The sequence below is a fragment of the Brevibacillus sp. FSL L8-0520 genome, assembly GCF_037963895.1.
In the GTDB taxonomy this organism is placed as follows: Bacteria; Bacillota; Bacilli; order Brevibacillales; family Brevibacillaceae; genus Brevibacillus; species Brevibacillus borstelensis.
The window spans coordinates 1192956-1211766 of the sequence record NZ_CP150171.1 but is presented as its reverse complement, the minus strand read 5'-3'; the positions used below and the strand labels follow the sequence as shown (position 1 = coordinate 1211766).

General features: G+C 52.3%; 15 protein-coding genes, 1 riboswitch and 1 other annotated feature. Of the genes, 7 read left to right on the top strand and 8 right to left on the bottom strand.

What is annotated here, in order from left to right; genetic code table 11:
- Window positions 1–131 precede the first annotated feature (131 nt).
- From NSQ24_RS06300 to NSQ24_RS06290, 3 genes are read left to right on the top strand one after another with little or no spacing between them, the layout of a single operon-like run.
- Window positions 132–644: a type II secretion system protein gene (locus tag NSQ24_RS06300; protein WP_003392172.1), complete on the top strand. Its 513-nt coding sequence runs from the start codon at window positions 132–134 to the stop codon at window positions 642–644.
- Window positions 641–1465 carry a prepilin-type N-terminal cleavage/methylation domain-containing protein gene (locus NSQ24_RS06295; protein ID WP_339167447.1) on the top strand — a complete coding sequence of 275 codons (825 nt, stop codon included), beginning with the start codon at window positions 641–643 and terminating at the stop codon, window positions 1463–1465. Before NSQ24_RS06300 ends, NSQ24_RS06295 begins: the two co-directional genes overlap by 4 nt.
- Window positions 1466–3403: a hypothetical protein gene (locus NSQ24_RS06290; RefSeq protein WP_339167445.1), complete on the top strand. Its 1938-nt coding sequence runs from the start codon at window positions 1466–1468 to the stop codon at window positions 3401–3403.
- Between the two features lie 150 nt (window positions 3404–3553).
- Here NSQ24_RS06290 and NSQ24_RS06285 read toward each other — a convergent pair whose 3' ends face one another.
- Window positions 3554–7435, bottom strand: coding sequence for a cadherin-like beta sandwich domain-containing protein (locus NSQ24_RS06285; protein ID WP_339167443.1), 3882 nt, complete (start codon window positions 7433–7435; stop codon window positions 3554–3556).
- 378 nt (window positions 7436–7813) lie between these two features.
- Window positions 7814–8002, top strand: a riboswitch (Lysine riboswitch).
- A gap of 115 nt (window positions 8003–8117) precedes the next feature.
- On the opposite strand from NSQ24_RS06285, the gene NSQ24_RS06280 reads away from it, so the two are divergent.
- Window positions 8118–9560 carry an amino acid permease gene (locus NSQ24_RS06280; RefSeq protein WP_003392184.1) on the top strand — a complete coding sequence of 481 codons (1443 nt, stop codon included), beginning with the start codon at window positions 8118–8120 and terminating at the stop codon, window positions 9558–9560.
- A 93-nt stretch (window positions 9561–9653) separates the two neighbouring features.
- On the opposite strand, the gene NSQ24_RS06275 is transcribed toward NSQ24_RS06280, so the two are convergent.
- The 6 genes from NSQ24_RS06275 to NSQ24_RS06250 form a co-directional block, all read right to left on the bottom strand.
- Complete coding sequence (locus tag NSQ24_RS06275; RefSeq protein ID WP_339167442.1) at window positions 9654–10838, bottom strand: aminotransferase; 1185 nt, start codon at window positions 10836–10838, stop codon at window positions 9654–9656.
- Window positions 10835–11335, bottom strand: a complete 501-nt coding sequence (locus NSQ24_RS06270; RefSeq protein WP_003392188.1) for an Lrp/AsnC family transcriptional regulator — start codon at window positions 11333–11335, stop codon at window positions 10835–10837. Before NSQ24_RS06270 ends, NSQ24_RS06275 begins: the two co-directional genes overlap by 4 nt.
- An 87-nt stretch (window positions 11336–11422) precedes the next feature.
- Window positions 11423–11664, bottom strand: a binding site (T-box leader).
- A 275-nt stretch (window positions 11665–11939) separates the two neighbouring features.
- Entirely contained in the window at window positions 11940–12428 is a 489-nt protein-coding gene (locus NSQ24_RS06265) for a ferritin-like domain-containing protein (protein ID WP_024985507.1), read from the bottom strand.
- Between the two features lie 154 nt (window positions 12429–12582).
- Complete coding sequence (locus tag NSQ24_RS06260; RefSeq protein ID WP_031933501.1) at window positions 12583–14712, bottom strand: bifunctional diguanylate cyclase/phosphodiesterase; 2130 nt, start codon at window positions 14710–14712, stop codon at window positions 12583–12585.
- A 259-nt stretch (window positions 14713–14971) separates the two neighbouring features.
- Complete coding sequence (locus tag NSQ24_RS06255; RefSeq protein WP_003392195.1) at window positions 14972–15658, bottom strand: winged helix-turn-helix domain-containing protein; 687 nt, start codon at window positions 15656–15658, stop codon at window positions 14972–14974.
- Between the two features lie 360 nt (window positions 15659–16018).
- A complete protein-coding gene (locus NSQ24_RS06250; RefSeq protein ID WP_003392197.1) occupies window positions 16019–16309 on the bottom strand; it encodes a WGxxGxxG family protein in 291 nt (96 codons plus the stop codon).
- A 245-nt stretch (window positions 16310–16554) separates the two neighbouring features.
- Between NSQ24_RS06250 and NSQ24_RS06245 the strand changes: the two genes are divergently transcribed.
- Window positions 16555–16947, top strand: a complete 393-nt coding sequence (locus NSQ24_RS06245; RefSeq protein ID WP_031933502.1) for a hypothetical protein — start codon at window positions 16555–16557, stop codon at window positions 16945–16947.
- Between the two features lie 100 nt (window positions 16948–17047).
- Here the strand turns inward: NSQ24_RS06245 and NSQ24_RS06240 are convergent, their stop codons facing one another.
- Complete coding sequence (locus NSQ24_RS06240; protein WP_122958342.1) at window positions 17048–17317, bottom strand: hypothetical protein; 270 nt, start codon at window positions 17315–17317, stop codon at window positions 17048–17050.
- Between the two features lie 36 nt (window positions 17318–17353).
- Here NSQ24_RS06240 and NSQ24_RS06235 point away from each other — a divergent pair, with 36 nt between their 5' ends.
- Window positions 17354–17626 carry a hypothetical protein gene (locus NSQ24_RS06235; RefSeq protein WP_141334227.1) on the top strand — a complete coding sequence of 91 codons (273 nt, stop codon included), beginning with the start codon at window positions 17354–17356 and terminating at the stop codon, window positions 17624–17626.
- A gap of 321 nt (window positions 17627–17947) precedes the next feature.
- Complete coding sequence (locus tag NSQ24_RS06230) at window positions 17948–18427, top strand: SRPBCC family protein (protein WP_024985504.1); 480 nt, start codon at window positions 17948–17950, stop codon at window positions 18425–18427.
- The last annotated feature ends 384 nt before the right edge of the window (window positions 18428–18811 follow it).

The following is an 18811-nucleotide window of genomic DNA, read 5'->3' as shown; positions in this document are numbered from 1 at the left end:
GCATCTCCTCTAAAATTTTGTCGAAAAATATTCTCCCTCCCTCGAAATGTCACCTTTTATCCATATTGGAATACGCTTTCAACCGATTATCATGAAATACGAGAATTAGTAAGAAAGGAGGAATTGCGATCGTGTGGGAACAAAGCAGAAATGAAAACGGGATGACGCTGATCGAAGTGCTCGCTTCCATTGTCATACTCTCCATCGCTTTCCTATTGCTGAGCAATTTTCTCGTGCGCGGTCTGGAGCTTTCCGGAAAAGAGGACAGCAAGCTGGTTGCGATGAATCTGGCAAGGCAGTTGGCAGAAAGCTGGCGATCAGGGAACGGAGACTTGAAGACTGCAGCGCTCCCGGATGATTCCCTCCGAGACTATGCCTCCGACAAGCTTACTTATCCAAAGCTTGCGGCATTAACCGACCACCTGAAGAACAAGGAGATTTCCTTTCCCGATGTGGAGGTCAACGAAAGAATCTATCAGCCAAAGCTCTCTCTTTCTTTTCTGGACAAGCACAACGGCGGGTACAGGCTTGACGATCAAACGATGATCCTCATCACAGTTCGCGTCACTTCTCCCGAGGGACAGCAGCTTGCCATGCTGCAGACCGCCGTCGCCGATCCCCGGACAGGAGGAACAACGCCATGAAGCTGAGGACTCGAATCTCTCGCCTCCTGCGTGATCAATCCGGGATGACGCTGCTGGAAACGCTCGCCTCCCTGTTCATCTTTCTGATCATCCTGATCCCGTTAACCTCTGTCTACGTCTCAGGCGTCCAGGTCTTCAACCAGACGCGGGAACAGACTGACCTGCGCAATGTCGCTGACTTTGCCATCGGTGAAGTGATGCGGACTGTGCAGGGAGCGACTTATTTTGAACTGGAAAAAGACGGCGGTTCACTCGATTCCGAAAACGAGGAAATGGACACTTTGCGCCAGATCATGCAGAGCAAAAAGGCCGGCGAGCTGCTTTTGGCCGAACAGGGAGGAGCGGGAGCGGGAGGGTACGGAGCAATAGACGCGGAAGAAGGCACCCGAGAAATCGGCGTATCGCCCCAGTTCTCTACTGGCCTTGTCGTTTTCACCAGCTCGACTGTCTATGTCCCTTCCGATCAAGACTCTTCCGATGCCGAGTCCGGCAGCACGCAATCCTTTGTAAAACGAAATGTCTACCGCTTTACTCCCTCTGATCCTTCAGACGGGCTGGTCAAGTCATTTCGCTTTGAACCGGGTTATCTCGTCCGCGGACTCTTTTTGACCTCGGCGGACAACAAGACCTTGTCTCTCTATCTGGTGGTCGCACCGTACGGAGAAAGGGTTGTCGACCGCGACGGGCAGCAGATGAGGTTTCCAAATCTGGAGGAGGTCAGGGCCGAGCTGGAGCGAACAGAAGCATCCGGCAAAGTCAACAGCTACATTCGCCTGGTCAAAACGGAATTCGCCGTCTCCAATCTGCAGAGGAGTGAGTAGATGAACCGCCTCAACAACGAACGCGGAAGCGCGCTCTTGATCGTCCTGTTTATCGTCGTGCTGTTTACGGTGCTCGGGCTGTCCATCCTCAGCTACGTCGCGCAAAGCTCCCGGCAGCACGTATTCTCCGAAGACGAGATTCAAGGGAAAATGCTGGCTGACATGGGCCTGGCCTACTTTCAAAAATACGCCGAGCAAAACCTTTCCTTTGACGATGAGGAACTTGCACAAGCGCTGGAAGATGGGAGCGGCCAGGAAAAAATCAAGAACGTCCTAAGCAATATCGCCGCTGAAATGAACGACACCGACTGGGAGAAGGGCCCTTACAAGCAAACCATGCTCCCTCCCCTGCCGGACGGGACAGCCCAAGGCTTCGCCATCGGTTACCGCATTCTGGACGAAATCCGTTTGCAGAAAGATCCCGGACAGCCATACGTGCTGAAGCTGAAGGTCTCCGCGATCGGCATTCCGGCTCGCGGAAGCGAAGACCTGTCCGTAGTGAAAAGCCGGGTTCGCCTGGATTCTACCGTGTACATAAACACGATCGCCGCACCGTTTCATTATGCAGTCAGCACTCCCGGAGAGCTGCGCCTGTTCGGCGGCTCCAACATCATCGGCAATGTGACGGCTCACCATGTGGTCACTGCGACACACTACCGGTACAGCGAGGAGACCCCCGATGGGCAAGGCGCCGAGTGGACATCAGGCTCTTTTGAAAAGAACCTTCCATATTTGGAAGGCGTACTGTCGCTTTCACAGAATGCGAATCGTTCCGGCGGACTGGTTAGCGGACTGTATCAGCTTGAGAGACTGGAGGAGGAGGCTCCTTCCGCTGCAACGCTCGCAGACGAAGCCGACCAGGCACTCATCTCTGACCGGCAAAGCCTGGCGTCGCTTTTTTCTCCCAAGACGCTGCCCAAAGACAGCAAAGAGACGCTTCTCTCCGCGCCATCGGACAGGCCGTACGAGCCCGGCTATGAGCCTCCCGTCGTGCAAAATACAATCGATTCGGCCAGGTCTCTGTCCTTCCCTGGAGGAGAGTCGACGAAACAATACATCTCTCAAATGATACGTGAGGGAAAAGCAAGCTCGCACGAAGAAAGAGTAGCAGCAGACGAGTCCGTTCAATTGGAAGAGCACAGCGGGGACTACGCGTATCTGAATGAAGGGTTCCGCCTCATCGACATTCCTACCGGAAGCGAATCCATCGCGATTCTGGCCGAAGACAGCAAGGAAGGCTTGGACGGCTCCTCCGCCGTATCCCTGACCGCCCGCTTGACCGGGGATGAATTGGCCGGGGGATCTGTGCGCAAGCTGTATATCGCACCTGCCTCTTCGGACGAGGATTCTTTGGCTACGGTTGAAATGGGCAGACTGGGCTCCTTCATCCCGGATGCGGACGCCTCCGAGAGAAACAGCGGAGAGCCCTTCACCTTTGAGGGAACGATCTATATCAAAGGAAATCTGGACATCGTCGGTGACATCCGCATCAACGGCACCATTTTTGTCGATGGCGATGTGCTGATCCGGGAGATTACCAACCTGGACGACAAGAATCTGGCGATCGTCGCAACCGGCAAGATCAGCCTGACCTCCCGTTACACCGAGGAGACCGATCATACGAGCAGCGTCGATGCGTGGAAATCGCTTCCGCCCATCTCGGCCTTTCTCTATTCGGAAAAGTCAATGGAAATCTACTCGGTTGCCTCCTTTAACCGCATCCAGGGCGGCATTGCGACTGGCGGCCCGTCCTCCTACATCGAGCTGAACACCAAACGAAACGAGGACGACCGTCTCGCCTCCCGTCTGGCCATTCAGTTCAACCGCAGGATTTTCGAGCAGGAGACCCCCGGCCTGCCTGTTGCCGAGGAGTTCTTCGTCGATCTGTACGATCTTCAGTACAGTCCCCACCCCGACGAGGTGGAGCTCGTTCCGTAAACGTTCAGTGATATCCTGAGCGAGTCCGGGGATGCTCGGCTTTTTCGGCCTTCCCCCTCGTCTCGCCCCTCCCCGTACGGGCCAAAAATAGAAACGACCCTATCAAGCCAAAAAGAACCTGAAGCCTTTCACAGCTCCAGGTTCTTTTTGCTAGTTCAAGTTGTTTTTCGCTTTGACGGTGACCGTTTCGATCTTCTGATACGGCCTGCTCTCCAATAGCTCGCCTGTTAAAGAGTGATAAATATTCACCTTCACAAAGATCGCGATCTGATACGTTTGACTTTGACCGGAGCTTGTCTTCAGGTTTTTGACGATTTTGTTTTGCTTCCCGTTCAGAATACTGGTTCCTTTACCCGCAACGATTTCTCTCAGCAAGTCCGCATCCCCATCGGAATCGCCAATCGCATATCTCGCTGCAGCCAGCTCCAGATCCTTCTCTGCTCGGAACGAATACCCGATCTCCACTTGAACAGCCCTGTTTTCCAAAGCTGCTGTACCGTTGTTCACTCTAACGTAAAGGTTGGGCAAATCATCATAATCCGGGTCACCCCCACCGCCGCCGCTTCCCGGTTTGGGCACTTCTATGATCGCCGTTTTTACGGTGGGAATCCCCAAATGGATGTCGCCATTCAGCGGATTTACCGCCTTTACAGCAACCGGCGTATCCACGTATTTGCCGTTCACTTTTACGTAATCGACCAAAAACTCTCCTCTTGCCTTCCCCTTGTCGTTCTTGTCGAAAGCCACCGGGAAAGACTGCCACTCGCCCGTCCCTACTCTGTAAAACCATTGCGTATGCTCGTCAACGGTATCCATGACAGGGGTGACAATGACTTTTGCGCTGTCCGGCAGCGTCAAGCCCTGGCTCAGTTCAAAATCAGGCGGAACGATAGGTTGTCCCAATGACACCTCGCGAACGACAATTTCATTTTCATCCGGTGTCCCATCCGGTTGGGCATAGTTTCCATCGCGGTTAAAGTCCTGAAACATCCCGACGACAAGCGTGGTCGGACCGGAGGGATTCAAGGGAATGCCGGTCGCCTTGTTGCCCAGATTAAAAGGAACCCACGGGGAGGATGCGCCCACCTCCGAAAGGTCGACACCGGGCATCCAGAAAAACTTCACGTCTTCCATGACCAGCGTTGTCGGCTCTGCCTTCAAGCTGCCCTTTTGATTCAATGGCGAACCCTCTCGCTCCAGTGTCGCTGCAAATGCCGTTACGGGATTCAGCAGCAAGGTATTGCTCACAGGATCGGCCGATTTGCCGCTGGCGTTTTTCGCCTCTGCCTGGACAGGCGTCGGCCCCACTCTCAGCACTTCGCCGATTTCCTCGCCGCTTTTCTTGCGAGCCGCTTCCACTTCAAATGTATAGGTGACCTTTTGTCGCCCATCTCCCAAAGAAGACGGCTTTGCTTCATACAGCGCTGAGGCGGGGAGCTCAGCACCGCCAACCTTGACTGTCAGCTTCATCGGGAACGACTCTGGAAAATCGATGACTTCCGCCGTTACAACCGCTTTTTCCGGATACATCGCATCCCAGCCATTGTTCGCAGCAAGGTCGAGGACTGGCTTGCTCGTTACCGTAATCTCACTTGAGGAGGAGAATTTGCCGTCCGGTGTTCTGGCGGTAATGACCGCACGCCCTGGCTTCACCCCCGTGACGATGCCGTTGGAGGAGACTGTAGCGACCTTGCTGTCAGCAGACGTCCAGATCACGCTTTGATCGGCGTTGTCAGGCGTAATTCTGGCCTTCAAGCCGACCGTCTCCCCTACGAGGATCGAGGCTTTTTCCGGGGTGACCTTCAGTCCTGTCACTGGCGGAATATTCGTATCCACCTGCAGTGTCAAATTGTTGAAGAAACGGCTGTTGACCGCGTTTCCTTCCCGGTACGTCAGCTGCGAGTCGGACAGCAGGTACGTGCCGGTCCTGGTCGGCTTCACGGTTATGCCAAACGAAACGGGCGCAGCCTGATACACATCCCCTTTGCGCTCGTAGGTGATGTCCGGAAGCTTCAGCGTCAGCGTCCCATTGTCGCTTCGCTTGCTCCACGACTTATCGATGCTCTCGATTGGCACCTCCGCAGGGAACGGCTCGGTCAGCGTAACGTCCGTGACGGCGAATGTCTCCGGCAACGGACCATAGCCCGCAAAATTAGCGATTACCCTGTTGTTGACTACAGACAAACCAAAAGTGGCAAAGGCGTTGACCGTGACCGAATCGCGGCCCTTCAGCATATCGGCGAGCTGGCTTTCGTCTACCAGGGGAATGGTGATTTCCTTGACTCCCGAGCGGATCAAATCTTTCAGCGTGTCCAAAATGTCATCCTGCTTTGCGCTCGGTTCCGCAGTGAGCTGTTGGTTGACAGACACTTCGCCGCTATAGCCCGATCTCATCACACTGAGAAAATGGCTTTTTCCTCTTCCACCCAAAGCAAGTCCGCCGTTGTTCGAATTCCCCTTTCCGTTCACCTTCACTTTGTCCAGTTCATAACCGATGTCATAGCCTTTTCCGTAGACAAACGGCTGATTCAGCAAAAAGAACGGACGAATCCCCGTTGCTCTGCCGGCGGGTTTGTCGGCCAATCCTTCAGCCGAAAAGGACTTGGGCGTGACCGTGTAGCGGATTACACTCGTTTCCCCCAGCTTGATCGCCGATTTGGACAGGGAACGGGCGAGGTCCACCGATGTGAGCGGCGTATGGATCGTCACCTCGTATGTGCGTTTCGTCTTTCCGTCCTGCGCCGTGACGACGATCGTGACCTTGGTCGCACCCGGCTTGACCGGGATCACCTTGGGGGTGCCGCTCTGATGACTCTCTCCGTTTACGGTCATGCTCGCCCTGCTGTCTTCGAGCGTGGGGGTGATCGCAACAGTTTGGACATGGCTGTTCAAATGAACGTCATAGCTGCCTTGCGACCTGTCAAAGCCGGGCTCAAGCGGGACCAGTGTCTCCCCTTTTACCGTCAGATTTTGCAGGTAGGCGTTGTCGCTTGGCTGCGGGGCGAGCTGAAAGTCCAGTATAGCGGTGTCTCCTGCCTCAAAGTTTTCAATCAGCTTGAGCTGCGGGATGTACCCGTCCTTGGCCGCTTCCACAGAGACCAGACCTGCGGGGACATCCTGGAGGATGTACTCGCCTTTCGCATTCGTCACTGCCGAAACAATTCCCCCGGCAGATACGACAGCACCCGCGAGCGGCTTGGGAGGCGAGCCCGAATCCGTAACCTTGCCTTTGATCGTACCGGTGTGCTTGTACTCTCCGAGATTGATCAGCAGCTTGACAAAATCGATGGCTGCACCGTCTCCGTACGGATTTCGCGTCGTCTTGTCATCGAGAAGGATGGTCAGGCTTCCGTCCTTCAAGAGCGGCAGGTATTCATCCGGAATTTGGACGCTGATCAGCTTTCCGATCGGCCCATGCTGGTTGAGCGAGTTGATAACGTTCTCCAGAAACGGCGCCCGGACGCCGTTCAGCTCGGCTGTATATTTGACCCGCCCCGGATACTTCCGCGGCTGATAGTCATTGATGAACATCTGGAGAATGGCCCCTTCGATCGGGGTGTTTTTCGTGTCAAAGGTTACCTTGATGGGAACGACCGGATTGGCTGTCTTGCTGTAATTGTTTCGGGTATAGCCGTCCGCCACATGATCATTGGCATCATTTTTGGGGTTCCGCAAATCCGGATATTGAAAGGAGCTGATCACCATCAGCTGGTCCGTTCCTGCCGGATCGGTCGGCTGGTGAGTTACTTTCGGATATGGGGCCCCTGTGCTTTTTCCCGAAAATGGATCGTAGCCGTTCGGCCAGCCTCCGCCCAGATTGTCGATATCCCCGACCCGGACCATCAGATCGGCCTCTGTCGTATCGTACTTTACGGCATACGGCTTGGACCAATCCCCGTTTAACGGATCGTTCGTGCGATTTACCGCCGACGCAGCCATAGCAGGACTGCTTGTCCATTCCAGCGAAAAACCGGTAAAGCAGATCAGAAATGCGAGGCACATCAAAAACAGTCGATGCAGACTCCGCTTCATGAAAACGGCTCACCTCTTTCCTTTATTTGCGTTCGAGCTATGCAGTGTCTTTGAAGGGAAGACATCTAACATTCCTAATTATGGTACTATTTTACCATGAATAAAGACTTAGATGACTAGATGGTTTTTGTAGCATCTGTTACACATTTTTTTGCAGCCTGCGATCCCATTAGCTGTCATATCCACACCATAATCTTCATACTGTCAGAGCATGGCCCTCTTTTCCTTCGTACCCTTCTCCAGCTTCGATAAACCAAAAATAATAGACCGTCGCGATGTCCCGGACCTCACTGCCACAAAATCACACTTGATTTTAAAGGAAAAACCCATATACTTGAACCATAACATAATCTCATAGCAATTATCCTCATCAGACACGATGAGGATAGAGGTCGCGGCTTTTATATTATTCTGTACGAGATCCAGAGAAGATTGATGACTCCAGAAGAAGGAAAAGCTGCCGAAGTCTGCCGTGTATTCTCTGTACACACAGGCTGGGGCTGTACCCGACAAGGGACAGAACTGTCACGTTTGCCAGCCGAGCAAGCGTGGTGTGCTATCTTCCGTGAAGGCTTGGTGGGGATTGGATCATACCGCCCTTTTGCCGTTTTTGGCTTGTGGTGGTATTTTTATTTCCGGCCTTCCTTCCCGCAAATCAAGAGAAAGGTCGTGTTTTTATTTTATGTCTTCCAATCAATTGCAACGCGGATTGAAAGCCCGTCACTTGACGATGATCGCCATCGGCGGATCGATCGGTACCGGACTTTTCCTGGCGAGCGGCGGCTCCATTCACTCTGCCGGTCCGGGCGGTGCTTTGGTTGCCTATATAGCGATCAGCCTGATGGTCTTTTTCCTGATGACGAGCCTCGGTGAGATGGCGGCGTTCATGCCGGTATCCGGCTCCTTCAGCACTTATGCGTCCAAATTTGTCGATCCGTCCCTCGGCTTCGCGCTCGGATGGAATTACTGGTACAACTGGGCGATCACGATTGCCGTCGAGCTTTCAGCCGGTGCGCTCATCATGAAATACTGGTTCCCGGACACGCCGTCCATTCTCTGGAGCGCGCTTTTCCTCGTCCTTATGTTTGGCTTAAATATGTTATCAGTAAAAGGATACGGCGAATCCGAATATTGGTTTTCCTTGATCAAAGTAAGTACGGTCATCATCTTTATCATCGTCGGCGTATTGATGATTTTTGGCATTATGGGCGGCGAAGCAGTCGGCTTCCACAACTTTACCAAGGGAGATGCGCCGTTCAGCGGCGGCTTTATGGCGATGCTCGGCGTCTTCATGATCGCCGGCTTTTCCTTCCAGGGAACCGAGCTGGTCGGGATTGCCGCAGGCGAGAGCGAGGACCCGGCCCGCAACATTCCGAAAGCCATCAAGCAAATCTTTTGGCGCATCCTGCTGTTCTATATTTTTGCGATCTTCGTCATCGGGATGCTGATCCCGTACGACAATCCGAATCTCATAAACAGCGACATTACGGACATTGCAGTCAGCCCGTTCACGCTGGTGTTTGAAAAAGCGGGGTTTGCCTTTGCCGCTTCTGTCATGAACGCCGTCATTTTGACATCCGTCCTCTCGGCGGGCAACTCCGGGATGTACGCGTCTACGCGGATGCTGTATGTTCTCGCCAAAGAAGGAAGAGCTCCCAAGCTTTTTGCCAAAGTGAACAGCCGCGGCGTGCCGACCAACGCCCTCCTGCTGACAACGCTTATCGGGATGTTTGCCTTTCTGTCCTCGCTGTTCGGGGATGGCACCGTCTACGTCTGGCTCTTGAATGCTTCCGGGATGTCCGGCTTTATCGCCTGGCTCGGGATTGCGGTGAGCCACTACCGCTTCCGCAAGGCGTATCTGGCACAAGGCTACGATCTGAAGCAACTGCCTTACCGGGCGAAATGGTTCCCGTTTGGACCGATCCTCGCCTTCATCATCTGCCTCATCGTCGTGCTTGGCCAAAACTACACCGCCTTTACCGGCGAGACGATCGACTGGGGCGGCGCACTTGTATCGTACATCGGCCTGCCGCTCTTCATCCTCGTCTGGCTGGGCTACAAATACACGAAAAAAACCAAGGTCGTTCCGCTGCACAAAGTGGATTTGACCAACGAGCAATCATAAGCGGCGGCTCTCCTGCTCTCCTGCAATGATGTGCTCACCATCCAACAGGCAAGGCCGGGATCAGCTCCCGGCCTTTTTCCATGCACGCCAATCTTATTTGGCAGAAACCTTTTGGACAAAACGTCCCATCCGCTCCAGCGCCTTTTGCAGCTGTTCCAGCGAAGTCGCATAGGAGCAGCGAATATGGCCCTTGCCGCAGTCGCCAAACACATCACCCGGCACCACTGCCACCTTTTCCTCCATCAGCAGGCGTTCGGCAAATTCGGCTGCCTCCAGGCCCGTAGAGCGAATGGAAGGAAACGCGTAGAAGGCTCCCTCCGACTCATGGCAGGCCAGGCCGATGTCCTGAAACCCTTGAACGACGAAGTTGCGGCGCTGACGGTAGCTCTCCACCATCCGCTCCATGTCTGCCTGTCCGTGACGCAGCGCTTCCAAGGCAGCCATCTGAGCCATTACCGGCGCGCACAGCATCGTGTACTGATGGATTTTCAGCATCCCCGCAAGCAGGTCGGGAGAAGCGCAGACATAGCCGAGCCGCCATCCCGTCATCGCAAATGCCTTGGAAAAGCCGGAAATCAAGATCGTCCGGTCCTTCATCCCCGGCAGAGCCGCGATGCTGTCGTGCATTCTTCCATAGGTCAGCTCGGCGTAAATCTCGTCGGAGATGACCAGCAGATCGTGCTTTTCAATCACCGGAAGCAGCTTGCTCCACTCCTCGGCAGTCATCGTGCTGCCCGTCGGGTTGTTCGGGTAGCAGAAGATAATCGCTTTGGTCCGCGGGCTGATGTGGGCTTCCAGCTCCTCCGGCGTCAGCTTGAATTGCTGCTCAGCGTTCGTCCGCAGGAAGACAGGCTCCCCGCCAGCCAGCCGGATAACCGGCTCGTATGATACGTAGCAGGGCTCTACGACCAGCACCTCGTCGCCCGGGTCGATGATGGCGCGCAGCGCGATGTCAATCGCTTCACTGGCCCCGACAGTGATCAGCATTTCTGTCTCCGGATGATACGAAACAAAGAAGCGCTCCTCCAGGTATTTGTGAATTTCTTTTCTGAGCTCCAACAGCCCGGCATTGGACGTGTAGGCCGTATAGCCCCGCTCCAGCGATGAGATGCATGCTTCCCGGACACGCCAAGGAGTGACAAAGTCCGGCTCCCCTACGCCGAGCGAGATGACGCCCTCCATCGAAGCCGCCAGATCAAAGAAGCGGCGGATGCCGGACGGCTTGAGCGAAGCAACAGTTTGCGACAGGCGGTTTCGTAACACAGTGTGCTGACTCATGGGGTGACCACCATCCTGCGGTCCTCATCCCGGTCCTCAAACTGGATGCCGTCATGCTTGTATCTTTTCAGAATAAAGTGCGTCGCTGTCGATACGACCGAATCCATCGTCGCCAGCTTCTGCGAAACGAATGCAGCCACTTCCCGCATCGTTTTGCCCTCCAGCACGACAGACAAATCGTAGCTGGCTCCGGACATCAGGTAGACAGCCTGGACCTCAGGAAAGCGACAGATGCGATCCGCCACCTCGTCAAAGCCGACATCGCGCTTCGGCGTTACCTTGACATCGATCATAGCCGTGACGTACGGATGGTCCTCGACCAGCTCCCAGTTGATCAGCGCCGGGTATTTCACGATCACTTTTTCGTTTTCCAGCGCGGCGATGGCCTCTTCCACCTCCGCCTGCGATACTCCCATCAATCTGGCGATCTGTTCGGCGCTGCGACGGCTGTCCTCTTCCAGGAGCCGCAGCAGCTCGCGTTGCTTCTGTCGATCCATTTCCTTTCCACTCCATTCCATTCATGTTGTGTGCCCGTGAATAAAAAACGCCCCGGCAACCGACCCGGCTTTATCCGGATTGTCGGTTGCTGAGGCGATCTGTTCGCGGTACCACTCAGCTTTCTGTTTTCCTCACGAAAAACAGACTCATGAAGTCTTCCATAGACTTGCGACTGATAACGGAGTCCTGTCCGCTGCTTTCTACTGAACGGTTCAAAAGCAGAGCTCCAAGGCGGCTTCAAAGAGAGGTGACGGCCGCCTTCACAGCATTCAGGCAGGCTCTCTGGGCGTCAGTGCCCTCTTTTACTCTTCCTTTTCCAAGCGATATGTGGTGTTCATCTTTGCATTTCGGGAATGTCTCAGATTATAAAAAGTTCTCGGGCTGTTGTCAACAAAGGGTTGCCTGGGAGTCTCTTCCATCCCCCTTCACATCCCTTTGTTTATAAGCATTGAACAAGCTTCCGTTTTTTTCAACAATGCATAGGGCCAACCAGAAATCGCTTGCAGTGAATTGTTGCTGGACGTGGGACAAATCCGGCGCATATGCAACAAAAAACCAAATCAGCAACTGATTTGGCTCTCATGAACTATGAAAAATATCTTTTTATGAGCTTCCCTGGGAAAGCAAAATATTGGCGTACCAGGTGGAATGCCGCTGCTCATCCTCTGCTGCCCGCTGAAAAGCCCTTCTGATGCGGGGATCGGTAGCTCGCTCAACGATATCCCGATAAGAATCGACCGCCTCCAGCTCGTCGCGGATGGCCAGCTCTACGCCTCGTTGAAATGACTCCGGGGCCGGGACAGGCTCACGCAAAAGCTGCGGTTCTCGACCGGTCAACCGAGAATACAGCTGCGAAAAGTTTTGCAGATGCTTGATCCGTTCGTCCTTGATGATCGTAATCAAAACTTTCACATTTTCCGTAGGGGCTAGTTCTGCCAGGCGCGTGTAGAAATTTCCAGCCCTCTCCTCCCGATGGACTGCCTGCAGGATTTCCGCAGCCAGCGAGCGATCTGTTGTATCAACAGCCCTGCGTCTTCCGCCATCCTGGACAGGCAAGGGCCAATGAACATAGTTGACGGGGTATCCGTACATGCCTTCTACCTCCAGACGGTATAGGTGTTTATACCATAGCTTATGTCGCGCCCAAGAGGTGGTGCGCCCAACTATGCTCTCGCGAAAGGATTGCGTTCCCTACGCTTCCGCCCCCTTTAGCCATCCTGTCCGCTGCGTCCCTTCCAAGAGCCAGTCAGTTGTTTTGAACAGCAAGCAAGTAATGTTCAAAATCCCGCGTCGGAAGAGGCTTGCTGAACAAATAGCCCTGACCTTGATCACACCCGTTCTCGCTTAGCGCCGCTACCTGATCGAGCAGCTCGACACCTTCGGCGATGACGTTGAGATTGAGGCTTTCCGCAATCGTCACGATGGCTTTCACAATCGCCTGGCTTTCCTGATTTTGATGGATATCCTGAATAAATGAAGCATCGATTTTAATCGTATCGATTGGCAAATGTTTAATATAACTAAATGAATTATAGCCTGTACCGAAATCATCAATGGAAATTTGAACGCCTGATTCGCGTATCGCATGCAAAATGGTGATGGCTTCTTCCAATTTGACCAGTACACTTTCCGTGATCTCCAGCTCCAGCCACTGCGGATCAAGACCTGTTTCCTGAAGGATGGCTTCGATCACCTCGACCAGATTTTTCTGGTGAAGCTGGCGGGCCGACAGGTTTACCGATACTTTTAGCGGAGGAAATCCTTCCTCCTGCCAGCGTTTATTTTGCTGACAGGCACGGCGCAAAATCCATTCGCCAAGCTCGATAATCATACCCGTTTCTTCAGCGATCGGGATAAAGCGGTTGGGCGGAATCACACCCAGTTCAGGATGAATCCAGCGCACGAGCGCCTCCATCCCGGTCAGCTTCCCTGTAGACAAGTCTTTTTTCGGCTGGTAATAGATTTCAAAATGCTCCTGCGCTATCGCTTTGCGCAGTTCATTTTCCATCAGAATTCGCTCCAGCGTCTTAACCTCCATCGTCGGATCGAAGAACTCGTACCCATTTCGTCCCCTCGATTTCACTACGTAGAGAGCAGTGTCCGAGCGCTTCAGGAGATCATCCGTCTGTTCCCCGTCTTCCGGGAACATGGCGATCCCGATGCTCATGGACAAGGTAAAGCTCTGACCGGCTACCTCCAGAGGCTTGCGCAGCTCGCTTTGCAGTCGAAAGACAATCCCTTCCACCTCATCGCGCCCCGTGATATTGGGCAGGACAATCGTGAACTCGTCACCGCCCAGGCGGGCCACCATGTCATGCTTGCGTGTACAGCTTTTCAGCCGTTTCGACGCCTCCAGCAAAATCAAATCGCCGACGTCGTGCCCCCATGTGTCATTGATGTCCTTCAATCGATCCAAATCCAGGAACAGCACTGCGAGCTTGGAGCCGACCCGTTTGGCTTGGTTCAGCTCCTTGCTGAGATACTGCACAAACAGTCTGCGATTTGGCAAGTCAGTCAACGTATCATGGTAAGCCAGGTGATGAATCGTCTGTTCCGACTTCTTTCTCTCCGTAATTTCACGGCAAACCAAAACCAGTTTTCTTACATTTCCTGACTCGCTCATTACGGGAGTGATCGTCGTTTCGACCCAGATACATTTCTGCTCGAGCGTGCGGAGGCGGTATTCAATCTGCCTGCTCTTTCGGGCCGAAAACGTATGTTGAATGGCTTCGACCATAATCTCGCGGTCTTCTTCTTCGATCCAGGCGAGCAGATTGTTGACCCCGACATTACGGATATCGTAGCCGAGCACCGTTTCATGCGAGGGGGACAGGTATAGAAAATTTCCTTCCCGATCAATCACGGAGATCATGTCAGTCGTATTCTCCGTGATCAGCCGGTACTTTTCCTCACTCTGTCGGACTTCCTCCTCCATTTTTTTGCGTGCGGTAATGTCGTTTCGAATGGAGACGTACTGATACGGTTTGCCCTCTTCATCCAGAAACGGAACAATCGTCGTATCTACCCAGTAGAACGAGCCGTCCTTGGCCCGATTTTGAATCTCTCCGCGCCAGATCTCACCCGATCCGATGGTTGCCCACATGTCTTTGAAAAATTCCTTGGGGTGAAAACCCGCGTTCAGGATGCGATGATCCTGGCCGATCAATTCCTCCCGCAAATAACCGGAAATCTTGCAAAATTGATCATTCGCGTGAAGAATCGTTCCCCGGCGATCTGTAATCGCAACGATCGAGGACTGGTCGAGAGCGTACTTCACATCGGCAAGCTCTCGCTCCACCTCTTTTAGTTTGTCGGTTTGTTCCCGTGAAAGCTCCTTTGGCTCCCCCTGTTTCACAGAAAATGCGTCCGTACTCATGTTTTATCACCGATTCTTTTTATTGGATGCGCCAGCGCAAAAACGAATGCTCCGGCGGGTATACAAGAGCAAATTATTGAGATGCTTCATTTTACCTTACCATATCTATACAGGTTGACAACCAAATCGGAGGTAAGTTACGAAAAGTGTACGAATTGACAAAAGTTATTATCGTCATACCTCTCTCTTCAGCAGCTCCATTTTGACAACGCCGGAATTGGCATACAAGGCATGACCCGCCTCTTCTCTCCTTGTTTCATTAGAGCTTCAATCCAAATTCTTCTGACAGCCCGCTGATGCCTGCAGCCGTCACGCGAACAGCCCGCCCATCCGGAAGTCGCTCGATCCAGCCCAGCTCAAACAGCCGTTTGGTCAGCGAAGCCCCCAAGCTTCCTGCTACGTGATGGCGGCGTTCACTCCAGTCCAGGCATTGACGGGCAAAATGGCGGCGGCTTTTTGGGGGAGGATCGACCTCAACCCCCAGGGCCTGCAGCTTTGCTTTGCCTTCTGCACTCAACAGAAAGTCCTTTCCCGACTCCTGGATCAACCCCAATTCGAGAAGCCTGTCCGTCAAGGCCACGCCGATCTTGCCCGCGAGGTGATCGTAGCAAGTGCGTGCGTATTGCAAGGCCTTCATCTGGTCCGATTCCCGCAGCGAGCGTACCGGTTTCGGCACGGCAATTGCTTGCAACGCTTCCAGTGCATGCGCCACCTCGGGATTGGCGAGCCGGTAATAACGATGGCGCCCATAAGACTCCTGGCTCAGAAGACCGCCTTCTACCAGCTTGGCAAGATGAGAGCTGGCTGTCTGCGGAGTAATTCGGGCTATGCGGGCCAATTCGCTGGCAGGCAATGCTTTTCCCCCGATCAGACTGATCAGGATCGCTACACGGGACGGTTCTCCGATCAGCGAAGCGACTTCGACAATATCCGGACTTGAATTCACTTCTGCACTCCTCCTTCACATTGCATGCACACTTCGACATGAACCGAAGCGATTTTATACTATTCTAAAAGCAAGCTGCAGAGACATCCGCATCCTGCATTCATAGTTCGATAGTAATCAAAATGTAAAATCAATACAATACTGAAAAAATCGTTGCCTGATTTATCCAGAAAATGGAAAAGCTGTTCTTTATCTCACCGGTTCCGGCCAGGCATCACAGTTTGAACTGATCACGGTCCGGGAGCAAATCTGCACCGTAAAATAAAATACACCTCCTAAAGCAGCATTGGATTTCATTTGCGATCTCCAATGCCTGCTTTAAGAGGCGCGCTTTCATAGCTGCAAGGCAGGTTCCTATTACTATCTTTGAGGTTCGCGATTTCTGTTTCTGCCCATTAAGCCTGCAAGACCAGCCAGGCCCAGCAAACCAATCCAGCCCCAGTCCGTATCATTGTCGGCAGCGGCTGTTCTGTACGTGCCCTGGTTTACATTATTGACGCCCGCATTACCGGGCCCACCTGCTCCGGTCATATTCCCGGGAGCATTGGTTCCCCCTACATTCCCTGTGCCTCCGGTTTCCGCGTTAGCGGTCAGTCCCATAGTTGCTGCCAGGACCAAAGCCAGTGCCAAAACGTTCATCTTTTTAAACATGAAGAGCCCCCCAAACTTTTTGTTGACTTGCTATTAGCCATATTTTCCATTGGAGGGGAAAAATATTCACTCCGCGACTGTCCGCTTCTGCTGAAGAATGCAATCAACCTGATGCGCAGAATCCAGTTTTTCTTGCTGTCGTTCCTCGGACTGTTTATGTAAATTCAGGCAAGGTTCATATGACTCCTATTTTATGGTATTATTACATCTGATTAAAAAAATTTTGATGGGAGGCTTTCTGTCCCTTGAATAATCGCTCGATCAATTTTTACATCATTGCCGTGTTGATCCTGTTGGCGTGTGCCATACCGACCATTGCCAAAACTTTTATCGACGTGCACCCACTGCGCTATCTGTTTGTCGTGATATTCGTTATTGGCATAATCGTCGGATACTTGCGCTATCTGATGAAGCTGAAAAAAGAGAGCATGCAAAATAAGAGCAAATGGCTGCGATACGGGTTTGTGCTTCTCTTTGTCTTAGCCTACATGGCAATAAGGTATGGAGTACGGACTGTTGTCAGTTACGAGGTTTCCGGCGATGACTACGGCATCGTCATGGCTTTCTTTATTCTAGGCCTGTTTATTTCTTATTATGGTCTGAATCTGGTGCAGTTGTGGAAAGCAAAGAAGCAATAGGTCTCTCTTGAACGACAAGTTTTAAAAACCTAAGGGAGCTATGTTCATGTGAAAAATATGTCAATCCTGTTTGACAATGTCCTTAGCTCTCCTGCTGATTTCAGGCTGTGCTCCCGATGCTGGTGAACCTTTCAATCAGGCAACCATCCAAAACCCACTCAACGACTACCTCCATCAGGTTGATCAAACGGAGCGGGAAATTGAATTCAAACGCGTACAGACACATGCATTCACGTAAAAATCCGGGGATATCTACGCAGATATTCGCTACTCCTGCGGTGCAAAGCTTTGTGACCACGCATTGGTCCAGATTAAAAACGATGAACAGAAGGTTATCCACTTGCATTCCGGCAGCATTTTTCAGAGACATATTTTTTCCCCCGACGGCAACTATGTAGCTGTCCTATTGGGGAGAAATGAAGGGACGGAGGTTGTCAGAAACAGTGTCATGGTGATTCGCACAGAGCCATTTACCTTGGCAGAATTTCAAAGCAAAAACGAATTGGCCAGCATGTTGACTGCACCGGAGTTTACAATCCCGATCATTTCGCTGGATTGGGCAAATGACACAACGTTGAAAACCGAGATACCCGGCACAGCAGATTACACATTTGAAACGTTGGCAACATGGAATCAGCATAGAAGCAAGACGATGGATGTTAGGTTGACAGTCAAGTAACGGAATGGATGTTGATGTATATTTCTCTCCATGTAAAAACGCCTCTCTCGAATTGAGAAAAGGCGTTTTTATTGCTTCTTGGAGCGATGTGAATATTTCGTGTTCACTGACGCGGCCTCCGGTGTTTCCAGATATTGGGGAGAAACTTCATCAAAAGCTGCAAAACGAACGGTCAGGATAAAGAAATCGAAATGTGCCAGGGCACGATACTCTCATACGAAAACTAAGCAATTCAAAAGAAATGAGAACACAATCTGTGTGCTAGTATATTACACATAGTAATTTACTGACCATGACATCTAAAAAAGGAGGTTGAAAGCAGTGACAACCCCATCGAGCAAGAGGAGAACCGACACTGCTTCGAGAATCATCAAGGCATCCCCAAGCAAAATCTATGAGGCCCTCGTGGACCCGGTGGCTCTGATTTCGTGGCTGCCCCCAAAGGGGATGAGTGGCCAAATCTTAAAGTTTGAGGCTCGTGTCGGTGGATCTTATCAAATGTCTCTAACCTATCTCGATAAAGACCATTCAACCCGTGGTAAAACCTCGGAACATGCCGATGTCGTCAATGGTAAATTTTTAGAGCTTACCCCAGATGAGCGAATTGTACAAGCAGTAATTTTTCAGTCCGACGACCCCCAATTTTCAGGGGAGATGATCATGACATGGACTTTAGCAGCCGTTCCAGAAGGCACTGCTGTTACCATTCAATGTGAGAACGTACCTGAAGGTATTCGAAAGGAAGATCACGACGTTGGTTTAAGGTCTAGCCTGGAGAACCTCGCCGAATACATTGAATAATTCACTCAAGAAATACATCATTCATGCAGACGAGAACGACCGTTTAACGGGACAAACGGCATTCTAGGACGTCATTCTTACTCCTAGCTGCCGCTCTTTTTTGTCCAGTCATCGCTTAACGTCGTCCCCGATCAGGTTCGAGGCCGGCTCATCGTCCTGGCGTTAATAAATGCCGCCGGGACTTCCCGAGGGCCGTTGATGGATTACATGACAGTGTGAGTAATCACATTTGATTCACCTTCGTTCTTTCCACCTGTAATGACAACCTACACCGTGCGGGCGACTTTCATCGCACACAGCGTTCTATCAACGGATCAGAAGACAATGTACAACGGGCAAAACAAAGCATACAACAGCATGGAATCCGCGTCTGCTATCGAAGGT